This is a genomic window from Nitrospirota bacterium (assembly GCA_040757335.1).
Taxonomy (GTDB): Bacteria; Nitrospirota; Nitrospiria; order 2-01-FULL-66-17; family 2-01-FULL-66-17; genus JBFLXB01.
In genome coordinates, this window is sequence record JBFLXB010000008.1 from 1 (window position 1) to 23,453 (window position 23,453).

14 protein-coding genes are annotated in these 23,453 nt (G+C 60.8%); all 14 read left to right on the forward strand.

The window, feature by feature from the left end; translation table 11 throughout:
- Positions 1–126 precede the first annotated feature (126 nt).
- The 14 genes from AB1451_05985 (at position 127) to AB1451_06050 (ending at position 23,303) form a co-directional block, all read left to right on the forward strand.
- Positions 127–420 (forward strand): hypothetical protein, encoded by a 294-nt coding sequence (locus AB1451_05985; GenBank protein MEW6682457.1) that lies wholly within the window; start codon positions 127–129, stop codon positions 418–420.
- Positions 413–1,621: an MFS transporter gene (locus AB1451_05990; protein ID MEW6682458.1), complete on the forward strand. Its 1,209-nt coding sequence runs from the start codon at positions 413–415 to the stop codon at positions 1,619–1,621. The genes AB1451_05985 and AB1451_05990 overlap by 8 nt, the downstream gene beginning before the upstream one ends.
- A gap of 835 nt (positions 1,622–2,456) precedes the next feature.
- Entirely contained in the window at positions 2,457–4,529 is a 2,073-nt protein-coding gene (locus AB1451_05995) for a sigma 54-interacting transcriptional regulator (GenBank protein MEW6682459.1), read from the forward strand.
- 228 nt (positions 4,530–4,757) lie between these two features.
- On the forward strand, positions 4,758–5,180 hold the full coding sequence (locus AB1451_06000) for a hypothetical protein (GenBank protein ID MEW6682460.1): 423 nt from the start codon (positions 4,758–4,760) through the stop codon (positions 5,178–5,180).
- Positions 5,181–5,202: 22 nt separating this feature from the next.
- Entirely contained in the window at positions 5,203–5,487 is a 285-nt protein-coding gene (locus AB1451_06005) for a hypothetical protein (protein MEW6682461.1), read from the forward strand.
- Positions 5,484–6,590: an efflux RND transporter periplasmic adaptor subunit gene (locus tag AB1451_06010; protein ID MEW6682462.1), complete on the forward strand. Its 1,107-nt coding sequence runs from the start codon at positions 5,484–5,486 to the stop codon at positions 6,588–6,590. Before AB1451_06005 ends, AB1451_06010 begins: the two co-directional genes overlap by 4 nt.
- Positions 6,587–9,661: an efflux RND transporter permease subunit gene (locus AB1451_06015; GenBank protein MEW6682463.1), complete on the forward strand. Its 3,075-nt coding sequence runs from the start codon at positions 6,587–6,589 to the stop codon at positions 9,659–9,661. Before AB1451_06010 ends, AB1451_06015 begins: the two co-directional genes overlap by 4 nt.
- The gene (locus tag AB1451_06020; protein ID MEW6682464.1) at positions 9,658–11,022 is read left to right on the forward strand and encodes a TolC family outer membrane protein; all 1,365 of its coding nucleotides are present in this window, start codon (positions 9,658–9,660) and stop codon (positions 11,020–11,022) included. Before AB1451_06015 ends, AB1451_06020 begins: the two co-directional genes overlap by 4 nt.
- Before the next feature lie 691 nt (positions 11,023–11,713).
- Entirely contained in the window at positions 11,714–13,063 is a 1,350-nt protein-coding gene (locus AB1451_06025) for a sigma-54 dependent transcriptional regulator (protein MEW6682465.1), read from the forward strand.
- 49 nt (positions 13,064–13,112) lie between these two features.
- Positions 13,113–14,735 carry an ATP-binding protein gene (locus AB1451_06030; GenBank protein MEW6682466.1) on the forward strand — a complete coding sequence of 541 codons (1,623 nt, stop codon included), beginning with the start codon at positions 13,113–13,115 and terminating at the stop codon, positions 14,733–14,735.
- A gap of 28 nt (positions 14,736–14,763) precedes the next feature.
- Entirely contained in the window at positions 14,764–17,016 is a 2,253-nt protein-coding gene (locus AB1451_06035; GenBank protein ID MEW6682467.1) for an ATP-binding protein, read from the forward strand.
- A gap of 3 nt (positions 17,017–17,019) precedes the next feature.
- Positions 17,020–17,391 carry a response regulator gene (locus AB1451_06040; protein MEW6682468.1) on the forward strand — a complete coding sequence of 124 codons (372 nt, stop codon included), beginning with the start codon at positions 17,020–17,022 and terminating at the stop codon, positions 17,389–17,391.
- Entirely contained in the window at positions 17,388–20,819 is a 3,432-nt protein-coding gene (locus AB1451_06045) for a FecR domain-containing protein (protein MEW6682469.1), read from the forward strand. Before AB1451_06040 ends, AB1451_06045 begins: the two co-directional genes overlap by 4 nt.
- Positions 20,820–21,776: 957 nt before the next feature.
- The gene (locus AB1451_06050) at positions 21,777–23,303 is read left to right on the forward strand and encodes a fibronectin type III domain-containing protein (protein MEW6682470.1); all 1,527 of its coding nucleotides are present in this window, start codon (positions 21,777–21,779) and stop codon (positions 23,301–23,303) included.
- The last annotated feature ends 150 nt before the right edge of the window (positions 23,304–23,453 follow it).

Genomic DNA, 23,453 nt, shown 5'->3' on the forward strand with positions numbered 1-23,453 from the left:
GAGGCAGCAGGTACGCCGTGTCTCGGTCCGCTGGGATAAATCGCGCCATGGGTCGGGCCTCCTGGGTGGACGAGCGACGCCATTATCCCACAACGGTGAACGGGACGAAAGTCCGACAGACTCCTAGTGCTCGAACCGCGAGCCGTTCTGCTTGACGAACCCCTGTCGAACCTCGATGTCACCCTGAAGCGTGAGCTCCTCTCGTTGTTTCGCGGTCTATTCCAGGAGTACCGCAGCACGGCGATCCACGTGACGCACGACCTGCGGGAGGCGGCGTCGCTGGGCGACCGGATTGCCGTCATGGAATCGGGTCGGATCGCGCAGGTCGGCGCGCTCAACGAGCTGTGGGAGAATCCTGCCAGCGCATTCGTGAGGGGTTTGGTGGAGGACCTCCGCTGGCAGGAGCCGCCGCGTGCGTGACCGGGGCGTCCTCTATGCCGCCGCCTTCCTCCGCTCGCTCGCGACCGGCATGGTGGGTGTCCTCATCGGCATCTACCTCGCGAAGCTTGGGCTCGATCCCGCTGGGATTGGAGTCATCGTCGGCGCGGGCCTTGGCGGAGCCGCCGTCGCAGCGCTCGTCGTGACGCTCGTCGGCGACCGGATCGGGCGCCGCAAGACGCTCATCACGCTGTCATGGCTAGGGGCAGCCGGCGGTCTTGTGGTCGGGACCGCCTCGGGGATCAACCTCATCGCGGCAGCGGCGTTTCTGGGGATGCTCAACGGCATGGGGCGCGACCGAGGGGCTTCCTTGATCATCGACCAGGCGATCCTCCCGGCCACGGCGTCCGACGATGAGCGGACGAAAACGTTTGCCTGGTACAACGTGCTCCAGGATGCCGGACACGCCCTCGGCGGTCTTCCTGCGGCCATGCCGGCGCTCCTGCGCGCGAGCCTCGGGATCGAGGAGGTCACCTCCCTTCGGTTCACCCTTGTGGGCTACGCCGTCATCTTGTTCGCCACGGGTCTTGTCTACGCTGGTCTTTCCCGAGCGGCAGAGAGACCTCGATGGGACGGTGGTGGCCTTCGCATCTCGCCTCAGAGCCGCCGCGTGCTCTGGAAGATCTCATCGCTGTTCGCGGTGGACAGTCTGGCGGGCGGCTTCCTGACGACCGCCCTGCTGGCGTTCTTCTTCTACGAGAGATTCGAGGCCGGGGAAGCGGCCATCGGGTTCCTGTTCTTTGGCGCCCGCCTCGCCAACGCCGCGTCTCACCTTGGAGCCGCCTGGCTCGCGAAACGGATCGGGCTCGTCAATACGATGGTCTTCACGCACATCCCATCGAGCCTGCTCCTGGTCACGGTGCCATTCGCGCCGAACTTTCCGGTGGCCGCGGGTCTCTTCTTGCTGCGCGAGGGCCTTGTGGAGATGGACGTCCCGACGCGCCAGTCCTACGTGATGGCGGTGGTCAATCCGGAGGAGCGCACTTTCGCCTCCGGCATCACTCATCTCGTCCGGCTCGGCTCCTGGGCCGTGGCGCCAGCGTTCGCCGGACTGCTGATGACAGGGTTCACGCTGGGAACGCCGCTGTTCGTGGGGGCCGGAATGAAGATCGGTTATGACCTGCTCCTCTACGCGGCGTTCCGGGGGCACAGACCTCCTGAAGAGCGAAGCGATGGAGAATAGAACGTACAACGAGCCGGCTTGGACTTGAAGACCTCACCAGAGCTGACCCTAACGCGGAGAACTACCCTCTGGGATCATCCAACTGCACGACTGGTCGTCGCGAGACCTTCCTGACGGCGGACGGGGGGAGTACCGCCGTGTTAGGGTGAGTGATGCGATGTCTGAGCGGGCAGGTACTGCAGGCTCCTCCTGAGCGATGCGAGTACCGGCGTCGGCGAGACATCTTCGTCGGCGTAGGCGTCCAGGCGCCGCTCGATGGCTGATCGCAAGTCCGCGACAGCGTCGCATCTTTTTCCGGAAAGCTTACGAGGCGGGTGGGGTTTCTCGATCCACGAAGGCCGTGGCACAATTTCAATACATCGCCGCATGTTCCGTTCGCAGGCGCACAGAAGTGTTGGGAATCATAAGGCAGGTCACGGAGATCAAAACGGTGACCTGCTGAGTTGTACACAGCAGGTCATGAGGCTTCTAAGTATTTGAATTGGTGGAGGGTACCGGGATCGAACCGGTGACCTGCTGATTGCGAACGGACAACACGGGTGTGGGCTTCGGGCTTGATGTTGCGACGGTTTCCCCGTTTTTATTGTCAAAACAGCGACGTTGCGTCATTCCACTAATTCTGGCGAATCCGCCAAGTCTTGTCCTTTTCGACGATTTCCAGCACGAATCTAGCACACGCGGTTGGGTGGTTCCTGGCGTGGCGACGCCATTCCTCGAAGGCGCGTGATTGACCGCGACGCTTTTGTCGGCGCCCCTCGTTACTGATCCTTGCAAAACCCGCCCGGTGATGCTAAAAACGATCTCTCATCCCGTCCGTGCCCCGAGGGCCCCTTGGGTGGAACCTCACGATTTACCGGGTGATTCTCAGCAGTACCGGACCCTCCTGGAGGTCTCCGAGTCGATCTGCGCGCACCGCGACCTGAAGGCGCTCCTGCAAGAGCTGTCCAAGCGGCTGCGTTCGCTGGCTCGATTTGAATTCATCGGGCTGCATCTGCACGATCCCGCGCGCAATGTCATGCAGACGCTCTACCTTGGGACCGGGGAGGGCGAGAGTATTCATGATTTGGCGCTGCCGATGGAGGACTCGGCGAGCGCACGGGTGTTTCTCACCCAGCAGCCGATGGTGGTGCGATGTCGCGAGGACATTGCGCACTTGCCGGCGGTGCTGAAGGTCATTGATAAGGTCGGATCAGAGTCGTTCTGCATCTTCCCGCTCACGACTGCCATGCGGCGTCTGGGCGCTGTGGGGTTCGGGAGGAAGGGCCGCAGCACGTTCGGCGAGACCGAGTTGGAGTTCTTGCAGCAGGTGGCCAAGCTGGTGTCGATGGCAGTGGACAATGCACTCAATTTCGAGAGCGCCCTTGCGGCGCAACGGCAACTGACGCGCGAGCGGGATCGCCAGCGGTTGTTGTTGGAGGTGAACAACGCGCTGACCACGCACCTGGATTTGCGCGAGGTGTTGCACGCTATCTCGGCCTGTCTCAGGCGGGCCATGCCGCACGACCTTTCCGGGTTCACGCTCTATGATTCCTCGACGGGTCAGTTGCTGGCCCATGCCATGGACTTCCCTCAGAATCAGGACTTTGTCGCGATGGGCCATCCCATTCCTATTGACGGGACCCCTGAGGGCTTGGCGTTTACGTCTCGCAAGCCCGTGCTGATCAAAAAGCTCGACCTCGCGCAGTTCACCGCGCCGATCATGAAACGCGCGGCGGCCGAGGGTCTCAAATCGGGCTGCACGGTTCCCCTGATCTCGCGGGGGCGCGCATTGGGCACGCTGACCGTGGTCAGTCTGCGCGAGAACGCGTTCAGCGAGGACGATGCAGAGTTACTCGCCGGAATCGGCGCGCAGGTCGCGATCGCGGTGGAAAACGGCTTGGCGTATCGCGAGATCGCGGAGTTGAAAGACAAACTGAGCAAGGAAAAACTCTACCTTGAAGACGAAATCCGCACACAATACAACTTCGAAGAGATCATCGGTGACAGTCCGGTGCTGAAGAAGGTCTTGAAGCAGGTCGAAACCGTGGCCCCTACGGACTCCACGGTGTTGATCCGGGGCGAGACCGGCGCGGGCAAGGAGCTGATTGCACGGGGGATCCACAATTTGAGCCGGCGGCGCGAGCGGACCTTCGTGAAGATGAATTGCGCCGCGATTCCCACCGGGCTGCTGGAAAGCGAGTTGTTCGGACATGAGCGGGGCGCGTTCACCGGCGCGATCGCGCAGAAGATCGGGCGGTTCGAGCTGGCGCACCAGGGGACCTTGTTCCTGGACGAGGTGGGGGACATTCCGCTGGAACTGCAGTCCAAGCTGCTGCGGGTGCTGCAGGAGCAGGAGTTCGAGCGCCTGGGAAGCACCCGGACCATCAAGGTCAACATCCGGCTGGTCGCGGCCACGAACCGGGATTTGGAGCAGATGGTCGCTGACAAGCAATTCCGCAGCGACCTGTACTACCGCCTGAATGTCTTTCCCATCACCGTGCCGTCTCTGCGGGAGCGCAGCCAGGACATCCCGGTGCTGGTTCGTTACTTCACCCAGAAGTACGCGCGGCGCATGGACAAGCGGATCGGCGCGATCCCGGCGGAGGCCTTGACCGCGTTGTCGAGGTATCACTGGCCCGGCAATATCCGGGAACTCGAGAACCTGATCGAACGCTCGGTGATTCTTTCGTCGGGCTTGGACCTGCAGGTGCCGCTCGGGGAGTTGAAAGTCCGCCCCGTTGCTTCGGTATCAGTTGATGGCGATGGTGCCGGGACCCTGGAGGCAGCGGAACGCAAGCACATCCTGCGTGCCCTGAAGGAAACCGATTGGATCCTCGGTGGAAAATCTGGTGCTGCAGCGAAACTCGGAATGAAGCGGACCACGCTGCAATCGCGGATGAAGAAACTGGGTATCTCCAAGAACGCCTAGCACTTCCCCCTTCACACGACCCTCATCAGTGCCGCTCCCTCGGCACAGTGCCGATATAGCGGCACGTGCCCGTCGGCACTGCCTTTCAATGCGAATCCGCTGTAAGGACTAAGATCACATAACTCTCTTGTCATTTCCGTCACTTCCGCGATCTCATCCGCGTTACCGAGCGCCTGGCATGATCGTCGCTATAGCTGAGGGCAAGACCATTTACCAAAGGAGACGACGTTGAACGATCAAACGATTTCCCGGAATTCGATCCCGAGCATGTTTCGGTCGATCGCGATGCTGATTTTCTCCTTGGGCGTGTTCATGCACGCCGGTTCCCTGGTGGTAGGCCGCGAGCCGTTCGCGCATGGCGTCATGGTGCCTGCGCTGGACGTTGCGTTCGGCGTGCTCGTGGCAGTCGGCGCGATCCTCGGGCTGCTGGCTTGGCGTCGGTACACCGGCGGACGCGCTCTGCGGTGGGTGTATGGCTTCGCGATGTTCATGCTGTTGATCAGTGTTCCGATCCATCTCAAGACGCTCTTCACGTGGAATACCGACTACCTGCTCGCGTTTCCGCTGTGGTACAGCGCGATCGAAGTGCCAATGTTCGTGGGTCTGGTGTACGCCATGGGTCGGTTGCAGTTCGATCACCGTGACGGATAGCCGGCTGAGAAAGCGAGGGAGCATGACCATGAAAATTACCAGTCGCAAGGTGGCCAAGGCCACGGTGATCGAGGCTTCGGGCAAGCTGATGGGGCCGTGGGTCAAGGAACTCGATCAATGCTGGCGTGCGGCCAACGGGTCCCAGGTTCTGGTGGATTTGACCGGCGTGACGTTTATCGATGACGCGGGGACCGACCTGTTGCGCACCATGCACCGGGAAGGCGTCGAGTTCGTGGCCGAGGGGTGTTTCATCGAGGGCATTGTGGATGAGATCAGACACGCCGAGCAGCAGAGGAGAACGCGATGAGGACCGTCGTGTGGTTCGCGGTCATTGCCGCGACGGTGATGACGCTCGGTTGCAAGCGGGAGGCGGCCGAGTCCCATCATGAGGATGTGCGGCCGGTGCGCGCGGTCACGATCGGGCAGACCGGCGGCACGGTGGGCGCCACCTACTCCGGAGAGATCCGCGCCCGGTACGAGAGCAAGCTGGGATTTCGCAACGGGGGCAAGGTGGTCGAGCGCCTAGTGGAGGTGGGCACGCGCGTCCGCCAGGGCGAGGCGCTGCTGCGGCAGGACCCCGAGGACGTGGCGCTCAACGTGGTGTCCGCGACCGCCGAGGTCGAGGCGGCCCGCAGTCGCGTGACCCAGAACCGAGTGGATCTGGAGCGCAGCAAGCAGCTCTTTGCCAAGCGCTTCGTGTCCCAGGCGGAAGTGGATCGCGACCAGCTCGCGTTGGACGAGGCCGAGTCGCAGCTCAAGGCCGCGGAAGCCCAGTTGAAGATGGCTGCCAACCGCCACGCGTACGCGACACTGGCCGCGGATATGGCCGGCGTGGTCACCGCGATCAACGTTGAGGTCGGCCAGGTGGTGGCCGCGGGCCAGGCCGTGCTGACCATCGCGGCGCACGGGGAGCGGGAGGTGGTCATCAGCATTCCGGAGGCTCGCGTTGACGAGCTCCGCAACGCCAAGAAGATGACGGTGTCGCTGTGGGCAAACCCGGGCAAGACGTACCACGGCAGACTGCGCGAGCTGGCGCCGGACACCGACGAAGTGACCCGCACCTACGCGGCGCGGGTCACGGTGCTGGATCCGGACGCGAGTCTATTGCTGGGCATGACCGCCTCGGTACACGTGCCGGATGTGCAGGGCAGCACCGCAGTGCGGCTCCCCATGACCGCGGTGTACGACAACAAGGGCAAACCATTGGTCTGGGTGGTCGACCCGCAGACCTCGCAGGCGACCCAGCGCTTCGTCACGCTCGCGGCCGCTGAGAAGGACACCATCCTCATCAGCGAAGGCCTCAAGGACGGCGAAATCGTGGTGACCGCGGGCGTCAACATGCTGCACGAGGGCCAGAAGGTCAGGGTCGTGGACGCGCCTCCAGTGCCGGTTGGGGGGGCCACGCCATGAGCCAGATGAATCTGTCCGAATGGGCGCTCAAGCACCAGCAGATGATCGTATTCCTGTTGGTCGTGCTGAGCGTCGCGGGGTTCTTCGGGTACCAACGGCTCGGCCAGAAGGAAGATCCCGAATTCACGATCAAGGCGATGGTCGTGCAGACCAACTGGCCCGGAGCGTCGGCAAAAGAGGTCGCGGACCAGGTCACGGACAAGCTCGAGAAGAAGCTGCAGGAGATAGCGGAGATCGACTACACCAAGAGCTATTCCCGTCCGGGCGAATCCCAGATCACCGTCAACCTCCGGGAGGACACGCCGGCCAAGATCGTCCCGGACGTCTGGTACCAGGTCCGGAAAAAACTCGGCGATATTCAGCACACCTTGCCGCAGGGCGTCCGAGGTCCCTTCTTCAACGACGAGTTCGGCGATACCTACGGCAACCTCTACGCCATCACCGGCGACGGGTTCTCGTACCCGGAGATGGAAGACGCGGCCGATGCCACCCGCAACGAGTTCCTTCGCCTCGCCGACGTGAGTAAGGTGGTGTACGTGGGCGAGCAGGCCGAAAAGATCTACGTAGAGGCTTCGAACGCCAAGCTCGCGTCGCTTGGTCTCGACCCGCAACTGATCGTCGACACCTTGCGCGCGACCAACACTGTGGAGCCAACTGGGATCGTGCAGACCAGCGCCGAACGCGTGCACCTGCGGGTCACCGGCGAGTTCACGTCGGTGGACAGTATCCGCGAAGTCGGGATTCGCGCAGGGGACCGGGTGTTCCGGCTCGGCGACATCGCGGAAGTCACCCGCGGGGTGATCGACCCGCCCACGTTCAAGATGCGGCACAACGGGCAGGAGGCGATCGGGCTCGCGGTGAGCATGCGCAAGGGCGGCGACGTGATTCGGTTGGGCGAGCAGCTCTCCGCCACGGTCCAGCGTGTTCAAGCCACCCTGCCGGTGGGTCTCGAGATCCACGCGGTGTCGGACCAACCCAAAGTCGTCAAAGAGTCGGTGCACGAATTCACCAAGAGTCTGGCCGAGGCGGTCGCGATCGTGCTGGCGGTGAGCTTCTTCTCGCTCGGCATGCGTACGGGCCTGGTCGTGGCATTGTGCATTCCCTTGGTCTTGGCGGTCACGTTCCTGGCGATGTATTTCCTGGGCATCGAATTGCAGCGAATTTCGCTCGGTGCGCTGATCATCGCGCTGGGTCTGTTGGTGGACGACGCGATCATCGCGGTGGAGATGATGGCGCTGAAGCTGGAACAAGGGTGGGACCGGTTTCGGGCCGCCACGTACGCGTACACGGCCACCGCGTTCCCCATGCTGACCGGTACCCTGATCACAGCGGCCGGCTTTCTACCGATCGGCTTTGCCAAGTCTGGCGCTGGAGAGTACACCTTCTCGATCTTTCAGGTAGTGGGGATCTCGCTGATCCTCTCGTGGATCGTGGCCGTGCTGTTCACCCCGTACCTTGGATTTAAATTGCTGCCGACTCATCACGGCGGCGAGGTGGATGAAGATGCCGTGTATCAGCGTGGGTTCTACGCCAAGTTCCGGGCTGTGGTGGACGCGTGCCTGGTGCACCGCAGGCTGGTAATCACGGTCACAGTGGCCCTGTTCATCGGCGCGTTGGCCCTGTTTTCCACGGTGCCCAAGCAATTCTTTCCCGCGTCGAACCGGCTCGAATTAATGGTGGACCTGTGGCTGCCCGAGGCCGCGACGTTCGCGGCCACCGAACGCGAGGTCAAAGCGCTCGAGGCCAAACTCGCGGGCGATCCCGACGTGGCCGCGGTGACCGCGTACGTGGGCGGGGGCAGCCCGCGGTTCTATCTGCCGTTGGACGTGCAGACGCCGAACATCCAGCTCGGGCAGGTGATGGTGATGACCAGGGACCAGGAGGCGCGGGAACGCGTGCTGGCGAAGCTCCAGACCTGGTTCGAGAACGACTTCCCCATGGTGCGCGGCCGGGCCAACCGGCTCGAGAACGGACCGCCGGTCGGGTACCCCGTGCAGTTCCGGATCTCGGGTCCGGACGAGCAGGTCGAGCCGATCGCGCAGCAGGTGGCCGCGATCATGCGCGACGATCCGCACATCCGGCGCGTCAACATGGATTGGGGCGAACGGCTCAAGACCATGCGCGTGGACATTGATCAGGACAAGGCCCGCGCGCTCGGCATCACCTCGCGCGACGTGGCGTTCGGGTTGCAGGCCTCGCAGTCGGGTCTGACCATCACCGAGTATCGCGAACGCGACAAGGGGATCGACGTGGTGGCGAGGGTGACCGCCGGAGACCGGACCGACTTGAACTATCTCAAAGACGCCAAGCTGTATCTACGCGAGGGCCAATCCGTCGCGCTCTCCCAGATCGGACGTTTGTCTCTGGACAATGAGGCGAGTGTGATCTGGCGGCGCAACCGGGTCCCGACCGTCACGGTGCGGGCCGACATTGTGGGCGCCGAAGCGCCCGACGTGACCGCGGCCTTGAAGCCCAAGCTGGACGCGTTGGCGAAGACCCTGCCGCTGGGCTACACCATCGAGATAGGCGGGGCGCAGGAATCCAGCGCGAAGGCCCAGGCTTCGATTTTCGCGGGGATGCCGCTGATGATCGTGCTGGTGCTGTTCGTGCTGATGCTGCAACTGCAGAACATCAAGAAGATGATCCTGGTGCTGCTGACCGCGCCGCTGGGCATGATCGGCGTGTCCGCTATCCTGGCGACGTTTCAGATTCCCTTCGGGTTCGTGGCGTTGCTGGGGGTGATCGCGCTCTTCGGGATGATCATCCGCAACGCCGTGATCCTGGTGGTGCAGATCGATCACGCGCTCGAACACGGTGCGGCCTTGTGGGACGCGATCGTGGAGTCCGCGGTGCATCGGTTCCGGCCCATCATGCTGACCGCGTTGGCCGCGATTCTGGCCATGGTTCCGCTGACCCGTTCGACCTTCTGGGGGCCCATGGCGTGGGCGATCATGGGCGGGCTGTTGGTGGCCACGCTGCTGACGCTCTTGTTCCTCCCCGCGCTCTACGCGAGTTGGTACAACGCCAAGAAACCCACGCACGCCGCATCACCCGAAGGAGCCTTGCGATGAGCATCCGAATCGTATCGACGACGGCCATGGCCACGGCGTGGCTGGTCGCGTGCGGGCCCGCGCACGCGATCGATTTGATGGGCTCGTACCAGCGCGCGCTCGGCGTCGATCCGAGTTTTCTCGCGGCCAAGGAGGCGCGCGAAGCTGGTCGCGAGCAGGCGGTGCAGGGCCGCGCATTGCTCCTGCCTAATATCACCGCCTCCGGGGACGCTACGTGGAGACAGGTCGAGACGGAAAGCGATCTCGCCGCGCAGTTCGGGAGCGTGCTCCCGGCGGAGAGCGCCGGCAACCTCTACGGCTATTCCGTGACGCTGAAGCAACCGCTCTATCGCGCCGAAGCCTTCGCGACCAACCAGCAGTTCAAGGGGCGTTCGGAGCTGGCCGAGGTCTCGTACCGCGACGCTCAGCAAGCCGTGATCTTGCGCGTGGCGAGGGCCTATTTCGGAGTGCTGCTGGCGCAGGACACCGTGCGGCTGACCGCGGCGCAGAAGGCCGCGACCAAGGAGCAACTCGACACCGCGCAGGCGCGGTTCGACGCGGGACGCGCCAGGATCACGGACGTGCGCGACGCGCAAGCTCGCTACGACGCGATCCTGGCCTCCGAGATCGCGGCCGAAAGCGAGCTCGTGCTTCGCCGGGCCGAATACGAGGAGGTGACCGGCCAGGCGGCCGACGGCTTGGCCGAGGTGCGTCCCGAGGTCGCGCCGTTGCCCGCGGAGCCGGCCGATCTCGCGGTCTGGCAGGCCGAGGGTCTCGATGGGAGCCCGCAGGTGCGGGCCAAGCAGCAACAACTCGCGATCGCCGCCGCCGAGGTCGACAAGTACCGGTTCCTGAGCCGGCCCACGCTCGATCTGATCGGCAGCTACAGTGACAGCCGGCATTCCGGCGATCTGTCGCCCGTTGTGGCGCCCGATCGCAACCAGTCGACCTCGGTCGTGGTCCAGGTCAGCGTGCCGTTGTTTCAGGGCGGATCCATCAATTCCCAGTTGCGCGAAGCCCGTGCCAAACAACGCGAGGCGACCCAGGACCTCGACGCGGCCAAGCGGGACGCGCGTCTTCAGGTCCGAGAAGCGTTTCTAGCCGTGAGCACCGGCGTCGCCCAGGTCAAGGCCCTGGAACAGGCGCTGGAGTCGGCGAAGACGTCGGTGGACGCCGCGGCCATCGGCCTCGATGTCGGCGTGCGTACCACGCTGGACGTGCTGGACGCCCAGCAGCGTTACTACGCGACCCAGCGCGATCTGGCCCGGGCCCGGTACGACTATCTGCTGGGGCGCCTGCAACTGCCAGCGGCCATCGGGCAACTGACCGAGAACGAAGTGATGGCCGTGAATGCGTATCTGTTGGATGAGCCGGTAGACTAGGGCCCGAACTGCATCGGTTCCGAAAGAAGGTCGCCATGAGTGAACAAGCCACCGGCCCCTCTCTTTACGCCACAGCCGTATCTCTGGTATATTTGCGCCTCCATTTCCACCTTCGGCTGGACGCCTGACTTCTCTCCATGGTGTCGCGGGCCGAACGATCCTGCGACAACGGCGCGGGCCTTGAACACTGTCGGTCCGATCCTGATCCTCGCGCCGCGCGACTAAAGCATCAGACCTGGACGTACGGGATTCCCGAGCTTCTCGAAATGAGAGCGCTCGATGGTACCTGCCCGGTTGTCCGGAGCTTTCGGGCCTCGATCCTGGCCTGCTCCGTGCGCACGATCTAAGCTGCCTTTCGCCCCAAGTGCCGAGGGATGAATGGCTGACCATTCAGACCAACACGGCGAGGTCTCCTTCTCGCTGCCACAACCGTTCCCCTCGGTGTCCTTCCCCGCGCGTTTGAGATATCACGTATCTCAACAGATAACGTCTGTATCTGTTCAGATACGGCGCGAAGCCCAGCCTTCCTTATCGACCAATAATCGGTCACTCCTTTCAAGCACTTATGTAGGCTCGCACCATGGAGCCTCCTGGTATAGGAGTTGCTGAAGAGGTGCGGCATGAGGGTCGACTTCGTCATCTGTTGCCAACGGCCAAGAAGATCCCCCGTTGAAGAGGAGCCTGATCACGCATGGAATCGTTGAAGACAAAAATCCTGGTGGTCGACGATGATCCCGACATCCGGAAGATTCTCCAGGATCGTCTGGAGGCCTTGCGATACCTGGTGGTGACCGCAGAAAACGGACGCAAGGCTCTGGAAAAGCTTCCTCAAGAGGAACCTGACCTGATGTTCCTTGATCTGCAGATGCCGGGGATGGATGGCATCGAAGTCTTGAGGAAGCTCAAGGATCACGCCGATCTCCCGATCATCATCATCACCGCCTTCGGAACCATCGAGAAGGCCGTGGAGGCGATGAAGGAAGGGGCGTTTGATTTCATCACCAAACCGTTCTCCCCCGATCATCTCGAGATCGTCATCAAGAAAGCCCTCGAGCGCACCGCTTTGAAGGAAGAGAATCGGTACCTCCAGGGGGCAGTGAATTCGACGTTCCCTGAAATCGTGGGCACGAGTCCAAGGCTGAAGGCGGCGATTCAGGTGGCCCAGCAGGTCGCCGCCACCTCGTCGACCGTCCTGCTGCTGGGGGAAAGCGGGACCGGGAAGGAAATTTTCGCGCGATGGATCCACCGCTGGAGCCCGCGAGCCAAGAGACCCTTCGTGGTGGTCAATTGTGTGGCCCTGAGAGATGAACTCCTGGAGAGCGAGCTGTTCGGGCACGAGAAAGGGGCGTTCACCGGTGCCCATCAGATGAAGCAAGGGAAACTGGAGATCGCCAACGGAGGCACCGTGTTCTTGGATGAGATCGGCGATTTCAAACCGGACCTGCAAGCCAAGCTGCTCAGGGTGATCCAGGAACGCGAGTTTGAGCGGGTCGGAGGGACCAGACGAATTAGCGTCGATATCCGGATTATCGCGGCGACCAATCGTGATCTCCAGGAGGAGGTTCAGGAAGGTCGGTTTCGGGAAGACCTGTTTTTCCGCTTGAATGTCGTCACGATCTCGCTCCCGCCGCTGCGTGAGAAGAAAGAAGATATACCACTGTTGGCTGATTTCTTCCTTCGCCGAGCGTGCCACAGCGTGAAGAAGCCGCTCATGAAGATTTCCGCGGAGGCCGTGGAGCACCTCATGCGTTACCACTGGCCCGGCAATGTGAGAGAACTGGGAAACCTCATCGAACGTGCCGTGGTCCTGGCCAGAGGGGCTGAGATCACGCCGGAAGATCTTCCGCTTCTTCGAGCCCCGACCTCGAGCGACGAGAGCTTTCTGAGTAAACCGTACCACGACGCGGTTCGCCAGGCTCAGCGGGACGTGATCCGGCATGCGTTGCAGAGCAGCGGAGGCAACCAGGCGAAGGCTGCGGAGCTCCTGGGGCTTCAGCGGACATACCTCGCGCGATTGATCAAGAAGTTGCAGGTCAGGTGAAAGGATTCCGTAGGGGAGGCACATGCTGCATTGGTTCGGAGCGAAGAGGATGAGCGTTCCTGAAAAGATCTCACTGGACGTGACGGCCGGCATGGTGGGGACGTCAAAGGAAGAACGCTATCGCAGGCTGACGGAAGAAGCGTTGCGGGAGAAAGAGGAACGGTTCCGGCAGGTGACCGAGAATATCGAGGAGGTCTTCTGGATGTCCTCGATCGACAAGACGCAGATGATCTACATCAGTCCCGGGTACGAGACGATCTGGGGGCGTACGTGCGCGAGTCTCTACGAACAGCCGACTTCATGGATGGATGCCATACATCCGGATGACAGAGACCGGGTCAGGCGCGCCGCGGTCGAAAAGCAGGTGCGTGGCGAGTACAACGAGGAATACCGGATCGTGAGTGGTGATGGCTCCGTTCGATGGATACGCGACCGTGCGTTCCCTGTTCGCGACGAGCGCGGGGAAATTTATCGCATCGTCGGGGTCGCCGCGGACATCACCGACTACAAACGAGTGGAACAGGCGATGCAGCAGGCCAACCGGGAACTCGCCGAACTCAATCGGACTCTCGAGGAGCGGGTTCGGGAGAGAACGAACGAACTCGAGGCGGTGATTCGCCAGGTCAACAACGAAAAGGAAAAGACGGATCGGATTATCAATGAGATCGCGGACGGCGTGATCGTTCTGGATGTGACCGGGAACGTCTTGGTGATCAACCCTGCGGCGCGGACACTGTTGGGAAATGCACGGCAAGCCGGCGATGCCGATTCGTCGGAGGTCGTTCTTATCCCGCATCTCCTGGAGCTCTTCCAGGACCCTGCCGAGGCGGCTGCGAAGGAACTCGAAGTCTATGATCCTCGCCTCGCGGCCCAACGAGTACTCAAGGCAACGGCCGTCCCCCTGAAGGATGAGCGAGGCGTTCTTATCGGGAAAGTCGCCGTCTTCCATGACATCACCCAGTTCAAAGAGGTGGATCGGCTGAAATCCGAGTTTATCTCCCAAGTTTCTCACGAGTTGCGGACACCACTGACCTCCATCAAGGGATACATCGATAATCTGCGAGACGGAGTGGCAGGAGCCTTAAAGGAAAAGCAACAGCACTACCTGGACCGAATGGCCAAGAACGCGGATCACCTGGTCCGTCTGATCAACGACCTCCTCGATGTCTCGCGGATCGAGTCGGGGAACATGCCGCTGAACCTGACATCCCTTTCCCTCCGAGATCTGGTGGCAGAGGTCATCAACAGCCTTCGGCCCATCGCCGCCGAGAAGCGGCTGCAGGTCACTGTCAAAGAGGTCGAGGCGGGGAGCCGGGTTCGGGCAGATTACGCCAAAATCGAGCAGATCATCTCAAATCTCCTGGACAATGCGATCAAGTTCACTCCTGCGGGCGGTCGGATCACGATCACCATGCAGCACGAAGGGAAGTTCCTGAAAACCTCGATCCGGGACACCGGAATCGGGATTCCGCCGGACAAACGGTCGAAAATCTTTGACCGCTTTTATCGAGTCGTGCAGGAGTCGCCCTCAAAGGTCAATGGGACCGGGTTGGGCCTTTACATCGCGAAGAACCTGATCGAGATGCACGGAGGTCGGATCTGGGTCACCAGCGAAGTCGGGAAGGGGAGCGAGTTCTCGTTCATCCTTCCCGCCATCGTCAAAAACATGTAACGGCCCATCAGTTCATACCGAGGATGCAGTGACGACTCGTCTGTGCAAGGCAGTGAGCCTGGGAGTGCTTACGGGCGTGTTGGGGCTTACGGCAAGCCTGCTGCCTTTCGGCTATGACCTCGAAGAGGGTATCGGTCTCGGTTTGCTGTTCAAGTTGAGGGGTGAGAGGCCGGCCCCGCCGGACGTGGTCGTGATCGCCGTGGATCGGGCGTCGGCCAATGAGCTGAATCTGCCTCCCGACCCCAAGCAATGGGGGCGCTCCTATCACGCACGCTTGACCCAGAAGTTGGCCGACGAGGGCGCGAGCGTGATTGCGTTTGACCTCATGTTCGACGAGGCGCGATCGGCCGCCGAGGATCGCGCCTTTGCCGAGGCCATCCGAGCGGCGCGCAACGTGGTGCTCCTCGGATATTTGGAACGAGAGACGATTGCTCTTGCGGGACGGTCCGGGCGCGTCACCGGTGGACTGACCGTCGATCGCATGAGGCCGCCGGCTCCGGCCCTCGCACGGGAAGCAGCGTCCGTCGCTCCCTTGCCCTTACCCAAGGTGCCGGTCACGGTCAGTCAGTTTTGGACCTTCAGTGAAGGCGCCGGGGGCCTCCCGACGCTGCCGGTCACCGCATTCCAGCTGTTCGCCCTGCAGGCCTACGATGACTTGGTCGGAGTGTTGCAGAAGGCTTTGGAGCACCCGAGGATCGCTGAGGCCGGGGAAAATGTGATCCGCGGAGCCGCGATCACCGAGGCCCAAAGACTCGTGAATTTTAAACGGGAAGATTTTGAAGCTCCCGGAGCGGTCTATGGGCTAATCCGAAGCCTGCGAGCGGTCCTGGGAAACAGCCCAGTATTCGCCGAGATCATGCTGCGGGAGCTTGAGAACCCTATGGGGCCGGCCGGCGATGATGGGGGGGCGAAGATCCTCAAGCCGCTCCTCAACATGTACCTGGGCGGCAATAGCCGCTACCTGAATTTCTACGGCCCTCCTCGCACCATCACCACGGTGCCGTACTTTCAAGCACTCCGGCTTCCTCAACCGGTCGTCGTGAATGGCCGGGAGGTGGATTTCAGGGGCAAGACCGTCTTCATCGGGGCATCGGATCTCTACCCATACCAGCAAGGAGACACGTACCGAACCGTCTTTTCGCAGCCGAATGGACTGGATCTCAGCGGGGTCGAGATCGGGGCGACGGCCTTCGCAAACCTGCTGGAAGACTTTCCGGTGCGGCCGATCGACTTCCGAGCCGCCCTGCTCACGATCCTGCTGTTCGGCATTGCCGTGGGATCGCTCTGTTTGTTACTCCGCCCACTCCTTGCGTTGGTGTGCAGCGTGGGCTTGATCGCGGCCTGTATGGGCATCGCCTACTACCTCTTCAAGATGGCGGGTGTCTGGGTTCCGGTGATCATTCCGCTTGGTATTCAGGCGCCGTTCGCGTTGGTGGCGGCGGTGTCCTGGAAGTACTTCGACACCAGGAAGCTCGAGGCCGCCCACAAACAGTTACAGGAAGTCGACCGGCTCAAGTCCATGTTCCTCTCCCACGTGTCGCACGAGCTGAAGACGCCGCTCACCTCGATCAAGGGATTCGTCGACAACATGCTGGATGGAGTCCTCGGGGAGCCGCCGCCAAAGTGTGGGGCCCACCGGGAACCAGATCCGGAGGAGTGTCTGGACTGCAAGACGTATGAGGTCTATCTCAAGAAACAGCAAGACTACCTGAGTCGGATCAGAGCCAACACCGACCGCCTCAGCCGCATGATCACGAACCTCTTGGACCTCTCGCGGATCGAGTCCGGGACCCACCGGCTGGACCGCGTGCCGCTCCGTCTCTTTGATCTGGTAGTGGAGGTCGTGGAGCAGTTCCGTCCCATGGCCACCTGTAAAGGGATGACCTTGGAAATGGTTTGTCCCGATCCCACGATTCGGGCGCTGGCCGATCCCGATAAGTTCATCCAGGTGCTGACCAACCTGGTGGACAATGCCATCAAATATACGCCGCCAGGAGGAAAGGTCACAGTCACGATGATGCGTCGCGACCCTGAGCACGTGTTGATCACGGTCACGGATACCGGAGAAGGGATTCGGGCCGAAGCCATGCCGAAATTGTTCGAGCCCTTTTACCAGGCAAGCCAACAGCCCGGGACCCGCGCAAAGGGCCTGGGGCTGGGGCTCTCCATCGTCAAGACGCTGGTGGAGCTCCATGGCGGCACGATCACGGTGACCAGCGAGGTCGGGAAAGGCAGCGAGTTCTGCATTCTCATGCCGGTGCTCGCGCAGAAAGACACCTAGCCAGTGCTGCCGGAGAAGAAGCGGATTCTGCTTGCGGACGACGATCCAGACGTCTTGCTGGGCATCCGGGATCGTCTTGAATCGTTCGGGTTTCAGGTCACCGCGGTCTCCAACGGACGCGAGGCGGTGGAGGCGATGACCCTGGGAGGGTACGCCATGGTGATCATGGACGTCACGATGCCTGAGATGGACGGCATCGAGGCCCTGAGGATGATCCGGCTGCGACACCCGGCAACGCCGGTCCTCGTCATCACGTCCAATGTCGAGAACGCCGTAACCGCACTGGTCGAGGGGGCACACGCGTACCTCCTCAAGCCGATCGACCACGAACGCCTGAGAGCCACGGTGGACCGCCTGGTCCGGGAGGACTCATGACGAGACAACGGTTTGTCCTGGTCTTGGTGCTCGGCTTGGCAATCGGGTTGCCCCTGAGTGCCGCAGCGGCCACCGAGTGCCCGGAATGGTCGGCCAAGATCGTGTCGATCGAAGGGCGCGTGGAAGCGTTGCGCACGGGCGACGCGACCTGGCAGGCCGTGACGCTCAACGATACCTATTGCCCCGATGATCGGGTGCGAACGCTGGAGAACAGCCGCGCCGCGATCCAACTGCAGAACGAAACCATCATCCGTCTTGATCAGAACACCACGGTCCGGTTCTCAGGCCTGGATCCGCAAAGTCCGACCTTGCTCGAACTCATACGCGGAAGCGCGTTCTTCTTGAGCCGATTTCCGCGGACATTGACCATCGAGACCCCGTTTGTGAACGCGGCCAGCGGTGGCACCGAATTCCACATCGAGGTGAACGAGGAGGATCAAACCACCACCATCACGGTGATCGAAGGGCAGATGAACGTGACCAATGAATCCGGAAGCACGGTGGTTACGGCCGGTCAAGCCGCGGTGGCCAAAGCCGGCCAAGCCCCGGTGCTTCGTGTGGTGGTCCGCGCCAGAGACGCGATCCAATGGGCGTTGTACTACCCGCCGGTCTTGAGCCTGCGGGAGCTTCGCCTGGGCGCAACCGAAGGCCTGCTGGAGACGGACTGGCGCGCGATGGTCCAGCGCTCCGTCGAGGCGTACAGAGAGAACGACGTGGCGAAAGCCTTCTCCGCAATCGAAGGCGCACCAGAGGACATTGCTGATGCTGGATTCTACACCTATCGCGCTTCGCTCTCGCTCTCGGTCGGCCGGGTGGACCAGGCCCGAGCCGACATTGACAAAGCGCTAGGACTCGCCCCGCGCGATGGCCTGGCGCTCGCCCTGCAATCGATCATCGCCGTGGTGCAGAACGAGCCGGACCAGGCGCTGAAATTGGCAACCGAGGCTACCCAGGCTGCGCCGGATTCCGTGAGCGTGCGTATCGCGCTCTCCTACGCCCAGCAGGCCAACTTCAACCTGACTGAGGCACTGGCGGCTGCGAAAGAAGCAGTAAAGCTTGATCCCGAGGCATCCTTGGCGTGGGCGAGACTGGCCGAACTGTGGATGGGCCAGGGTGACCTGGACGAGGCGCTGGACGCCGCCAAGAAGGCCGAAGCGTTAAATCCGCGGGAGGTGCGCATTCAAACGGTTCTGGGATTTGCGTATCTTACCCAAATCAAAATCGACGCAGCCAGGAACGCCTTTCAGAAAGCCATTGCCCTCAACTCCGCAGATCCGTTGCCAAGACTGGGCCTCGGACTGGCCAGGATCCGTAAGGGAGATCTTGAACAGGGTCGTAAAGAGATCGAGATCGCCGCCACACTCGATCCCAACAACGCGTTGATTCGCAGCTACCTGGGCAAGGCCTACTACGAAGAGAAACGCGATCCCCAGGCTGCGATCCAATTGGACATGGGCAAAGAACTGGATCCCATGGACCCAACGCCATATCTCTACGACGCGATTCGCAAGCAGACCATTAACCGCCCGGTGGAGGCGCTGCACGACCTGCAGGAATCAATCAAACTCAACGACAACCGCGCGGTCTACCGGTCACAGTTACTGTTGGACAAGGATCTCTCGTCCCGCAGTGTGAGCCAGGCGCGAATCGCGGAGGATCTCGGATTCGGGCAACTCGCCCTGTCAGAGGGGTGGAAATCGGTGAACACCGACCCGACGAACTACTCCGCCCACCGCTTCCTCGCCGACTCCTACGCCGCCCTTCCCAACTCCGAAATCGCCAGACAGAGCGCGCTACTTCAGAGCCAACTCCTGCAACCGCTTAATAGCAATCCGATTCAGCCGAGCCTCAGCGACGATTCGGCCCTCTCGCCGGGTACCGGCCCTGCTAACCCCTCGTTCAACGAATACACACAGCTCTTCGACCGGAACCGGGCGCAGCTCCTCGCCTCCGGGATCGTCGGCAATCAGGATACCTGGGGAGAGGAGCTCGTCGCCACTGGCCTCTATGATCAGTACTCCGTGAGCCTTGGTCAGTTCCGTTATAGAACACAGGGATTCCGGGAAAACGCAGACATTGATCAACAGATCTACAATGGCTTCATTCAGGTTGCCTTGACTACGAAGCTTAGTATTCAAGGTGAAGCTCGTGTCAATGATAGCAACAACGGTTATCTTGCCATGAGCTTTGATCCTGATCTTTATTCACCGACGCGTGTGACGGACACAAGAACTGAAACGTATCGGTTAGGTCTCCACTACAGCCCCTCATCGAAATCCGATTTCATCGTTTCCGGCGTGTACCAGAAGTCCGAGGTGAATCTGACTGATCAGACTCTTATCCTCGCTCCCCCCGATTTCGGGTCAATGGATGCGTCTTCAAGCACGGGGCGGACCGTTGAAGGCCAGTATCTTCTCCACCTCGCACGGCTTAGTCTTATAGCAGGCGGGGGGTACTACACGGAGCCCACAAGCGCCGAGTTCAACGCGATTGATTCCAGTACACTTCCCCCAACGATTTTCGCATCATCTCAGAACACTCAGAAGCGTCATTCCAATGTTTACCTCTATTCACTCATTCATCTTCCGACGCATCTGACCCTCGCATTAGGAGGAAGCGTTGACCGGCTTCGGCTTGATGTTCAAGCTGATTTCGGCGGCTATGAACTCCAGCCGGAGCAATTCAACCCCAAACTGGGAGTGACATGGGATCTGACAGGGTCGAACACGCTACGCCTCGCGTATTTCCGCACGATGAAACGAACACACGTCTCAGATCAAACCATCGAACCAACCCAAGTAGCTGGCTTTCAGCAGTTCTTCCAGGATTCTAACGACGGTACCGAATCCGCAGAATACGGAGTTGGCATCGATCAGCGGTTCTCTTCCGACCTCTATGGAGGGATAGAGTACACCAGACGAGATTTGGATCTTCCCCTCCCAACCTTTTCTACGCCACCCACCGTCGACTACCAGCACGAGAGCATAAAAAGAGGCCGTGCGTATCTCTACTGGAGTCCTCACGTCCAAACGACGGCCACCGCGGAATACTTCTACGATAAGATGAGCGGCGACCTGTCCTTTTTTACATCCGAAGTAACAACTCATCGGATTCCCCTGGGGCTCAATTTCCATCACCCCCGAGGATTCTTTGCAAAGGTGATGGCTTCCTATGTGAACCAGGACGGAGAGTTTATAGATCCCACAACTTTCGGTTTTGAACCTGGTAAGAGTGAATTCTGGATCTGGGATGTGTCAATTGGCTACCGTCTACCTAGACGGCTCGGGATCATCACCATAGGTGCCGAAAACCTTTTTGATCGACAATTCCTGTACGAGGACGTGGGGAATCCCCTGACGAATCCAGATCAGGCTCCGCAAATTCAACCAGCGAGATTCATTTTTGCAAAGGTGACGCTAGCATTCTAACTGCAAAAGAGGGAGGTGCACAAATGGATGGCTAAGCTAGGAAACTAGTGTCCATGCGTGACAACACCGCCTAACAACTCCAACCAGTGGGAGGCTCTAAATGACCGCACAGAGAGAGCATGGGAGAGAACGAAAGGGACCGCCGAGTTACGCACACAGACACTCATGTCAACCGGACTGTCCTCCTGGTTTTCACGCTGTAGAGTATTGTGGGCAGTGGGTATGTATGCCTGACGACGACAGGGGAGACCCACCGGGTTGCCAGCCAGGTTATCACCCCGAGTGGAAGCCAGGATATGGTTGGGTATGCGTGCCCAACTGACCTGCATGGGCCAAATGATAGCCAGAAGGTCTGTGAGGCGCCATGGTTGGGTCCAGGACGAGAACGGGCCGATGTGCAAGCTGCTCTATCGAGATAGATGTGATCGTGACTGTGACCCAACAAAGTCTGAGTGAAGTGAGGCCACCTGCCGAGGTAATCACAACACTCGGTGGGTGGTCGCACCCTCTACGAGGCCGCGGATATGGTGGCAAGGAAAGCTCGCACAGGTGGATCAGGTAGCGCGACCTGAGGGACAGTACGGGCCACCTATGGCGCATCGTCGGGTCCAGGAGGGAGGACCTGCAGATGAAGAAACTGCTGCTTTGTCGAGAAAGATGTGATCGCGACCTCTCACGAGGCACCTCGGCGGTGGGAACATGAGCGCCGTGCGTTTGCAGGGGCTGAGAGGTTCGGAGAGTTTCCTCGCGGGGGGCGTGCTTTGTGTGGGAATAGTCGTAGCTGGGGCGGTGTTAGCAAGTACTCCACAGGGAGCGCCCCTACTGTGGCATCCGTCCGAAGTGGCGGGCGACGCGCCGCGATTACCCGAGACCATCCGAATACGTCCAATTACGCTTGATCTCACCCAGCTAACGTCGGCCAAGAACGCCCAATTCACACTCCTGCTACCTGACGGCATGTCACTGACCGTCGTTAAGGCAGGCGAGGAGCGCGTGGGAGAGCGCGGCTTCGTATGGCGTGGCAAGGTGGTAGGCGATCCTGACAGCTTTGTGACTTTCTCGGTTGTTAACGAATCGGTGCTGGGCACTGTCATCACTTCGACAGGGAAGTTCTACCGGCTGCGTAGTGGCAAAGGCGGCGTTCGGTTCGTCGAGGAGGTCGATCCAGCCAAAGTCCCCCGTCCTAGGCTCGATCCGACGCCGCGGGCGATGGGCAGACGCGACGATTTCCAAGCGAAGCCTGTTTCTCAGTGCGCTGACGGGCGGCAGATCGACGTTCTGGTCCTTTATACTCGGGCTGCAAAGGTGGGTGCCTGCAGCGCTGCAGGCGTGTCCTCCAGTGCCTGCGGACCTGACGAAATCGAGAATACTGTGACCATGGCAGTCGGAGAGGCCATTACGTCCTACGGCGAAAGCGATATCGACCTGGGAATTAACTTGCTCCCTATCATGCAGATCGATGGGACGTACACGGAATCTAACAGTCTCCAAACGGACAAGGATAACCTCAAAGGAGGCGCTATCACGGTCAATGGCACGAGCATTCCAATTCTCCGCAATCAGAGCCACTATGCAGCCGACGCGGTGGTGCTCATTGTTGAAAACGGCAACGATAGTCAAGGCAAGGCCGACCAAATGAATGAAATCCAATGCTCCCAAGGGGACCCACAATGCGCACAAGGAGATGTGCAAAGCTGGCATGTCATACCAAGCCATGATAAATATGCTGCCGTTGTTGTACGCGAATGGGCAACCAGTATCCAGCTCGGTCACCTATTCGCTCACGAGCTGGGGCACGTCTTGGGAGCGCGTCACGAGTGGGGCAACGCTACCGAATCACTTGTGCCAACCGCTACCTTCACCCCCACTAACCATGCTGGAACCTACAACCATGGGCATGGCGAACCACCATCAGGAGCCAACACTGGCTGGTACACGATGATGGCTAGTGGTGTGATAGATACAACGCCCACCACGTATTGCCCGGCAGCCTGTATCCACGTGCCGATTTGGTCGAATCCGAACAAAACGTACGGAGGGGTTCCGACCGGCCGTGCGACTGGCGCGAAGCCGGAGAACAACGCGAAGAGGCTCAATGAGTCTGGCCCCCTGGTGGCCGATTACTTCTGTCATATCACTCGGCCGGACCCAAATCCACCAATCATCTCCAAGGTGGCCGTCGTGAACATCCAATTCAATTCGGCCGACATCACCTGGATAACCAATAAGGCGTCCAATTCCCGAGTCGAGTACGGACCGACTCCAGCGTACGGGTCGTCCACAATGCTGGATCCGGCCTTGGTGACAAGCCACAGCGTCTCACTCTCCGGTCTATCCGCCTCCACCACCTACCATTACCGGGTTAAGAGCGTCGATGTGGGCGGTAGATGGTCCGTCTCTGGCGGCTACAGCTTCACAACTTCACCTCACGGCCGGCCGGTCGAGAAGCCACCATCTCCGCCGGGCTCAATGCGAGTGCAATGAATATGACCAAAAGGGGCAGGAAGGGAGACGTCCCCTTTTATATGCTCTTCCCGTTTTCTATGCTTCTACATTCGCAAGCACCTGCTGCGGTGACGGAGCCCGCCCGTACCTGAATCTCGATCGCACGGCGTCGGAATCCAATGCTCTAGA